Source organism: Shigella sp. FC1544, from assembly GCF_001722145.1.
Classification (GTDB): Bacteria; Pseudomonadota; Gammaproteobacteria; order Enterobacterales; family Enterobacteriaceae; genus Escherichia; species Escherichia coli.
Genome location: NZ_MECT01000098.1, coordinates 1 through 7,128 on the forward strand (window position 1 = coordinate 1; position 7,128 = coordinate 7,128).

Consider the following 7,128-nt stretch of genomic DNA (forward strand, 5'->3'; position numbering starts at 1 on the left):
AGTTGCCATGTTTTACGGCAGTGAGAGCAGAGATAGCGCTGATGTCCGGCAGTGCTTTTGCCGTTACGCACCACCCCGTCAGTAGCTGAACAGGAGGGACAGCTGATAGAAACAGAAGCCACTGGAGCACCTCAAAAACACCATCATACACTAAATCAGTAAGTTGGCAGCATCACCGCCCGGCTGAACTGCTGCGTTTAACCATTCCGCGCGCAACATATACTCAAACACATATGGACTTCATTATTGAAGCCTTTAAACATGTGAAAGAGAACGCGGCGAATATTAAAGGATTAACCTTTACCTACGAACCAAAAGTATTGCGTCACTTCACCGCAAAACTGAAAGAAGTTTAATTAATACTACAGAGTGGCTATAAGGATGTTAGCCACTCTCTTACCCTACATCCTCAATAACAAAAATAGCCTTCCTCTAAAGGTGGCATCATGACTGATCAAGCTGAAAAAAGCACTCTGCATTTTGGGGTGTTATGGTTATAGCAGGTACAGTAATTGGTGGAGGTATGTTTGCTTTACCTGTTGATCTTGCCGGTGCCTGGTTTTTCTGGGGTGCCTTTATCCTTATCATTGCCTGGTTTTCAATGCTTCATTCCGGGTTATTGTTATTAGAAGCAAATTTAAATTATCCTGTCGGCTCCAGTTTTAACACCATCACCAAAGATTTAATCGGTAACACCTGGAACATTATCAGCGGTATTACCGTTGCCTTCGTTCTCTATATCCTCACTTATGCCTATATCTCTGCTAATGGTGCGATTATTAGTGAAACGATATCAATGAATTTGGGCTATCACGCTAATCCACGTATTGTCGGGATCTGCACAGCCATTTTCGTTGCCAGCGTATTGTGGATAAGTTCGTTAGCCGCCAGTCGCATTACCTCATTGTTCCTCGGGCTGAAGATTATCTCCTTTGTGATCGTGTTTGGTTCTTTCTTCTTCCAGGTCGATTACTCCATCCTGCGCGATGCCACCAGCACCACTGCGGGAACGTCTTACTTCCCGTATATCTTTATGGCTTTGCCGGTGTGTCTGGCGTCATTTGGTTTCCACGGCAATATTCCCAGCCTGATTATTTGCTATGGAAAACGCAAAGATAAGTTAATCAAAAGCGTGGTATTTGGTTCGCTGCTGGCGCTGGTGATTTATCTCTTCTGGCTCTATTGCACGATGGGGAATATTCCGCGCGAAAGCTTTAAGGCGATAATCTCCTCAGGCGGCAACGTTGATTCGCTGGTGAAATCGTTCCTCGGCACCAAACAGCACGGCATTATCGAGTTTTGCCTGCTGGTGTTCTCTAACTTAGCTGTTGCCAGTTCGTTCTTTGGTGTCACGCTGGGGTTGTTCGATTATCTGGCGGACCTGTTTAAGATTGATAACTCCCACGGCGGGCGTTTCAAAACCGTGCTGTTAACCTTCCTGCCACCTGCGTTGTTGTATCTGATCTTCCCGAACGGCTTTATTTACGGGATCGGCGGTGCCGGGCTGTGCGCCACCATCTGGGCGGTCATTATTCCCGCAGTGCTTGCAATCAAAGCTCGCAAGAAGTTTCCCAATCAGATGTTCACGGTCTGGGGCGGCAATCTTATTCCGGCGATTGTCATTCTCTTTGGTATAACCGTGATTTTGTGCTGGTTCGGCAACGTCTTTAACGTGTTACCTAAATTTGGCTAAATCCTTCAAGAAGCCAGCCATTCGCTGGCTTCTTGCCTCTCAGGAAATCACTTATGTCCAAATGGCAACTCGCCTGATCCTCCTTCACCACGTATGCTTTGCGTCACCTTACTATCAGGACGCTTTAGCCCATGTCCCGCTTTTTGATTTGTAGTTTTGCCCTGGTTTTACTTTATCCCGCCGGGATTGATATGTACCTCGTTGGTTTACCGCGCATCGCCGCCGATCTCAATGCCAGCGAAGCGCAGTTGCATATTGCGTTCTCCGTATATCTGGCGGGGATGGCAGCTGCGATGTTATTTGCCGGTAAAGTGGCCGATCGTTCAGGGAGAAAGCCGGTCGCCATACCCGGCGCGGCGCTATTTATTATTGCCTCGGTGTTCTGTTCACTGGCTGAAACCAGCACGTTATTTCTTGCAGGCCGATTTCTACAGGGGTTGGGCGCAGGCTGTTGTTACGTAGTGGCGTTCGCCATTTTGCGCGACACGCTGGATGATCGACGTCGGGCTAAAGTGCTGTCATTACTCAACGGTATTACCTGCATCATTCCGGTGTTAGCGCCAGTGCTCGGACATCTGATTATGCTTAAATTCCCGTGGCAGAGTCTGTTCTGGGCGATGGCAATGATGGGCATCGCGGTACTGATGTTGTCTTTGTTTATTTTAAAAGAAACGCGCCCAGCGTCCCCCGCTGCTTCGGACAAACCACGAGAAAATAGCGAGTCGCTGCTTAATCGGTTTTTCCTCAGCCGTGTTGTTATCACCACCCTCAGCGTTTCGGTGATCCTCACTTTCGTCAATACATCGCCGGTATTGCTGATGGAAATCATGGGTTTTGAGCGCGGAGAATACGCCACCATTATGGCGTTGACCGCTGGCGTCAGCATAACCGTTTCATTCTCCACGCCATTTGCGCTGGGAATTTTTAAGCCACGTACGTTGATGATCACCTCACAGGTGTTATTCCTTGCAGCGGGGATCACCCTTGCCGTTTCACCTTCCCATGCGGTTTCTCTGTTTGGTATCACACTGATTTGCGCCGGTTTCTCGGTAGGTTTTGGCGTAGCGATGAGTCAGGCGTTAGGACCATTTTCATTACGCGCGGGCGTAGCCAGCTCGACCTTAGGTATTGCGCAGGTTTGCGGTTCGTCACTGTGGATTTGGCTGGCAGCGGTGGTTGGTATCGGCGCATGGAATATGCTGATCGGGATTCTGATTGCCTGTAGCATAGTGAGCCTGTTGCTGATTATGTTCGTCGCGCCTGGACGCCCCGTTGCCGCTCATGAAGAAATCCATCACCACGCTTGATCTCAATCTGCTGCTCTGTCTGCAACTGCTGATGCAGGAGCGCAGCGTGACCAAAGCGGCGAAGCGGATGAACGTGACCCCTTCAGCGGTGAGTAAGTCGCTGGCAAAGTTAAGAGCGTGGTTTGACGACCCGCTCTTTGTGAACTCACCGCTGGGGCTGTCGCCCACACCGCTAATGGTCAGCATGGAGCAAAATCTGGCGGAATGGATGCAAATGAGCAATCTGCTGCTGGATAAACCGCACCACCAGACACCGCGCGGCCTGAAGTTTGAGTTGGCGGCGGAATCGCCGCTGATGATGATCATGCTTAATGCGCTGTCGAAACGGATCTACCAACGTTACCCGCAGGCGACCATCAAACTACGTAACTGGGATTACGATTCCTTAGATGCCATTACTCGTGGTGAAGTGGATATTGGTTTTTCCGGTCGCGAAAGCCATCCTCGCTCGCGGGAGCTGTTAAGCTCGCTACCGTTAGCCATTGATTATGAAGTGCTGTTTAGTGATGTACCCTGCGTCTGGTTACGCAAAGATCATCCGGCACTGCATGAAACGTGGAATCTGGACACCTTTTTACGTTATCCGCATATCAGCATTTGCTGGGAACAGAGCGACACCTGGGCGCTGGACAATGTGTTACAGGAGCTCGGGCGCGAACGCACGATTGCTATGAGCCTGCCGGAATTTGAGCAGTCACTGTTTATGGCAGCGCAACCCGACAATCTGCTACTGGCGACCGCGCCGCGCTACTGTCAGTACTACAATCAACTCCATCAACTGCCGTTGGTTGCTCTTCCTCTCCCGTTTGACGAAAGCCAGCAAAAAAAGCTGGAAGTTCCTTTTACCCTGCTGTGGCATAAACGGAACAGCCATAATCCGAAGATCGTCTGGTTACGGGAAACCATTAAAAACCTTTACGCGTCGATGGCATAACCGAATCGTATGAAACGCGACCCAATTTCACAATAAAATGTAAAAAAGTTGTAATAAGCTTGTCTGAATCGAACTTTTAGCCGCTTTAGTCTGTCCATCATTCCAGTAAATGATTACTCTTATATTCATAATGGACCATTAAGCATGGAGCGAAAAATGGCGACTCACTTTGCCCGAGGGATTTTAACGGAAGGACATCTGATTTCTGTTCGTCTCCCCTCCCAGTGTCATCAAGAAGCCCGAAACATTCCCCCTCATCGTCAAAGCCGTTTTCTGGCGTCCAGAGGTTTACTCGCAGAACTGATGTTCATGCTGTATGGCATTGGCGAATTGCCGGAAATCGTCACCCTGCCGAAAGGTAAACCGGTTTTCAGTGATAAAAATTTGCCTTCGTTTTCTATTTCCTATGCCGGGAATATGGTTGGCGTGGCGTTAACAACCGAAGGTGAATGTGGCCTCGATATGGAACTACAGCGTGCGACGCGCGGGTTTCATAGCCCACACGCGCCCGATAACCACACCTTTTCCAGCAATGAATCGCTATGGATCAGTAAACAAAACGATCCTAACGAAGCGCGGGCGCAGCTCATCACGCTGCGCCGAAGCGTGCTAAAACTAACCGGTGATGTTTTGAATGACGATCCGCGCGATCTGCAGCTGCTGCCCATTGCCGGACGCCTGAAATGTGCTCATGTAAATCATGTAGAAGCGTTATGCGACGCGGAGGACGTGCTGGTGTGGTCCGTGGCGGTCACGCCCGCGATTGAAAAGCTCAGTGTCTGGGAGTTAGATGGCAAACACAGCTGGAAAAGCCTGCCGGATATTCACAGCCGCGCCAACAATCCTACCAGCCGGATGATGCGTTTTGCCCAGCTCTCTACCGTGAAGTCTTTTTCGCCAAATTGATAGACAACCACAGGAGTCATTATGTCTGAAAAATTGCAGGTGGTTACGTTACTGGGGAGCCTGCGCAAAGGCTCATTTAATGGCATGGTTGCACGTACCCTGCCGAAAATTGCTCCGGCGAGCATGGAAGTCAATGCGTTACCTTCCATTGCCGACATTCCCCTGTATGACGCTGACGTACAGCAGGAAGAAGGTTTTCCAGCAACGGTTGAAGCTCTGGCGGAACAGATCCGTCAGGCTGACGGTGTGGTGATCGTCACGCCGGAATATAACTACTCGGTACCGGGTGGGCTGAAAAATGCCATCGACTGGCTTTCCCGCCTGCCGGATCAACCGCTGGCCGGTAAACCGGTGTTGATTCAGACCAGCTCAATGGGCGTGATTGGCGGCGCGCGCTGTCAGTATCACCTGCGCCAGATTCTGGTTTTCCTCGATGCAATGGTGATGAACAAGCCGGAATTTATGGGCGGCGTGATTCAGAACAAAGTTGATCGGCAAACCGGAGAAGTGATTGATCAGGGTACGCTGGACCACCTGACCGGGCAATTGACCGCATTTGGTGAGTTTATTCAGCGAGTTAAGATCTAAATAAAAAACCCGCCAGTAATCATGCATGGCGGGTTTTTAATGCGCTATCGATTTTAATGAGCGTCGATAAATACAATCTTCAGGATAAACAGCAGCGCAACGATGATTACGCACGGGCTAAGGTCACGCAGACGCCCGGTACCAATCTTCATCACGCAGTAGGAGATAAAGCCCAGCGCAATACCTTCGGTAATCGAAAAGCTGAACGGCATCATCACGGCGGTAATAAACGCCGGAACAGATTCAGTAAGATCCTGCCAGTTCACGCGAGCAAGACTTGAGGTCATCAACGCGCCAGCTGCAGCGTAGCCTGGCACCATTCCCGCCAGCGGCGACAGAAAGATAACCAGCAGGAACAGCAGACCAACAACCACTGCCGTCAGACCGGTACGACCGCCAACCGATACGCCGGAAGAGGACTCAATATAAGCCGTAACGGAAGAAGTACCGATAAACGAACCGGTCACGGAAGAGATACTGTCGACATACAGCGCCTGCTTCATGCGCGGGAATTTCCCCTTCTCATCCGCCAGACCTGCTTTATCGGTCACGCCAATCAGCGTACCGGAGGAGTCAAACAAGTTGACCAACATGAAAGAGAAAATCACCCCTGCCAGCCCGAGGTTAAACGACCCGGCTAAATCTACATGACCCACAACTGTCATTACGCTCGGCGGCGCAGAAACGATGCCATTGTAGTGCACATCACCCAGCATCCAGCCCAGCAGCGTCGTCACCACGATAGAAACCAGCACCGCTGCGTGAATGTTGCGCGAGGCCAGAATAGCAATGATGAAGAAGCCGAGGATACCCAGAAGTACGCTGTGAGAAGTCAGATTACCGATGCTCACCAGCGTTTCCGAGTTAGCGACAATCACACCTGCGTTTTTCAGCCCCATCATGCCGATAAACAGGCCGATACCGCTGGTAATACCCACACGCAGACTTACCGGAATGTTAGCAATCATCCAGTAACGAACGCGGAAAATGGTCAAAAGAAGCAGTCCGACAGCGCCCCAGAAGATTGCGCCCATACCGATCTGCCACGGCAGCCCCATTGCCTGGACAACCACAAAAGCGAAAAAGGCGTTAAGCCCCATCGCAGGAGCCAGCGCCACCGGAAGGTTTGCAAACAATCCCATCATAATGCTACCGAAAGCAGCAATCAGACAGGTTGTTACGAAGACGGCACTGGTGTCCATGCCAGCAACGCCCAGAATTTGTGGGTTAACAAAAACGATGTAAACCATCGTCAGGAAGGTGGTAAAACCGGCGATCACTTCGGTCCGTGCCGTCGTGCCATGTTCGCGCAGTTTAAACACGCGTTCCAGCATCCCCTGGCCAGAAGCCTGGGTTGTGTGTTGTTGACTCATTATCTATTTCCGGGTAATGACTCCAACTTACTGATAGTGTTTTATGTTCAGATAATGCCCGATGACCTTGTCATGCAGCTCCACCGATTTTGAGAACGACAGTGACTTCCGTCCCAGCCTTGCCAGATGTTGTCTCAGATTCAGATTATGTCGCTCAATGCGCTGAGTGTAACGCTTGCTGATAACGTGCAGCTTTCCCTTCAGGCGTGATTCATACAGCGGCCAGCCATCCGTCATCCATACCACGACCTCAAAGGCCGACAGCAGGCTCAGAAGACGCTCCAGTGTGGCCAGAGTGCGTTCACCGAAGACGTGCGCCACAACCGT

The 7,128-nt window shown here is 50.6% G+C and carries 6 protein-coding genes and 3 pseudogenes; 6 read left to right on the forward strand and 3 right to left on the reverse strand.

What is annotated here, in order from left to right:
- A partial coding sequence (locus BGK49_RS25740; protein ID WP_001422013.1) for an IS1 family transposase occupies nucleotides 1-122 on the reverse strand: 122 nt, incomplete at its 3' end.
- A 57-nt stretch (nucleotides 123-179) separates the two neighbouring features.
- Here BGK49_RS25740 and tnaA point away from each other — a divergent pair.
- The 6 genes and pseudogenes from tnaA to yieF all read left to right on the forward strand — a co-directional run.
- A pseudogene (tnaA, locus tag BGK49_RS29130) lies at nucleotides 180-356 on the forward strand (tryptophanase); the annotation flags it as partial.
- Nucleotides 357-446: 90 nt separating this feature from the next.
- Nucleotides 447-1,693, forward strand: a pseudogene (gene tnaB / locus BGK49_RS06860) (low affinity tryptophan permease TnaB).
- 131 nt (nucleotides 1,694-1,824) lie between these two features.
- Nucleotides 1,825-3,000 carry a multidrug efflux MFS transporter MdtL gene (gene mdtL / locus BGK49_RS06865; protein ID WP_046891662.1) on the forward strand — a complete coding sequence of 392 codons (1,176 nt, stop codon included), beginning with the start codon at nucleotides 1,825-1,827 and terminating at the stop codon, nucleotides 2,998-3,000.
- The gene (gene yidZ, locus BGK49_RS06870) at nucleotides 2,975-3,934 is read left to right on the forward strand and encodes an HTH-type transcriptional regulator YidZ (RefSeq protein ID WP_000748502.1); all 960 of its coding nucleotides are present in this window, start codon (nucleotides 2,975-2,977) and stop codon (nucleotides 3,932-3,934) included. The genes mdtL and yidZ overlap by 26 nt, the downstream gene beginning before the upstream one ends.
- A 156-nt stretch (nucleotides 3,935-4,090) precedes the next feature.
- Nucleotides 4,091-4,840: a 4'-phosphopantetheinyl transferase family protein gene (locus BGK49_RS06875; protein ID WP_000190670.1), complete on the forward strand. Its 750-nt coding sequence runs from the start codon at nucleotides 4,091-4,093 to the stop codon at nucleotides 4,838-4,840.
- Between the two features lie 21 nt (nucleotides 4,841-4,861).
- The gene (gene yieF / locus BGK49_RS06880) at nucleotides 4,862-5,428 is read left to right on the forward strand and encodes a class I chromate reductase YieF (protein WP_001291271.1); all 567 of its coding nucleotides are present in this window, start codon (nucleotides 4,862-4,864) and stop codon (nucleotides 5,426-5,428) included.
- 53 nt (nucleotides 5,429-5,481) lie between these two features.
- Here yieF and adeP read toward each other — a convergent pair whose 3' ends face one another.
- Nucleotides 5,482-6,801: an adenine permease AdeP gene (adeP, locus tag BGK49_RS06885; protein WP_000082691.1), complete on the reverse strand. Its 1,320-nt coding sequence runs from the start codon at nucleotides 6,799-6,801 to the stop codon at nucleotides 5,482-5,484.
- Nucleotides 6,802-6,828: 27 nt separating this feature from the next.
- A pseudogene (locus BGK49_RS06890) lies at nucleotides 6,829-7,128 on the reverse strand (IS1-like element IS1X2 family transposase); the annotation flags it as partial.

Coding starts and splice junctions, on each gene's coding strand:
- mdtL (WP_046891662.1), top strand. CDS start 1,825: ATGTCCCGCTTTTTGATTTGTAGTTTTGCCCTGGTTTTACTTTATCCC.
- yidZ (WP_000748502.1), top strand. CDS start 2,975: ATGAAGAAATCCATCACCACGCTTGATCTCAATCTGCTGCTCTGTCTG.
- BGK49_RS06875 (WP_000190670.1), top strand. CDS start 4,091: ATGGCGACTCACTTTGCCCGAGGGATTTTAACGGAAGGACATCTGATT.
- yieF (WP_001291271.1), top strand. CDS start 4,862: ATGTCTGAAAAATTGCAGGTGGTTACGTTACTGGGGAGCCTGCGCAAA.
- adeP (WP_000082691.1), bottom strand. CDS start 6,801: ATGAGTCAACAACACACAACCCAGGCTTCTGGCCAGGGGATGCTGGAA.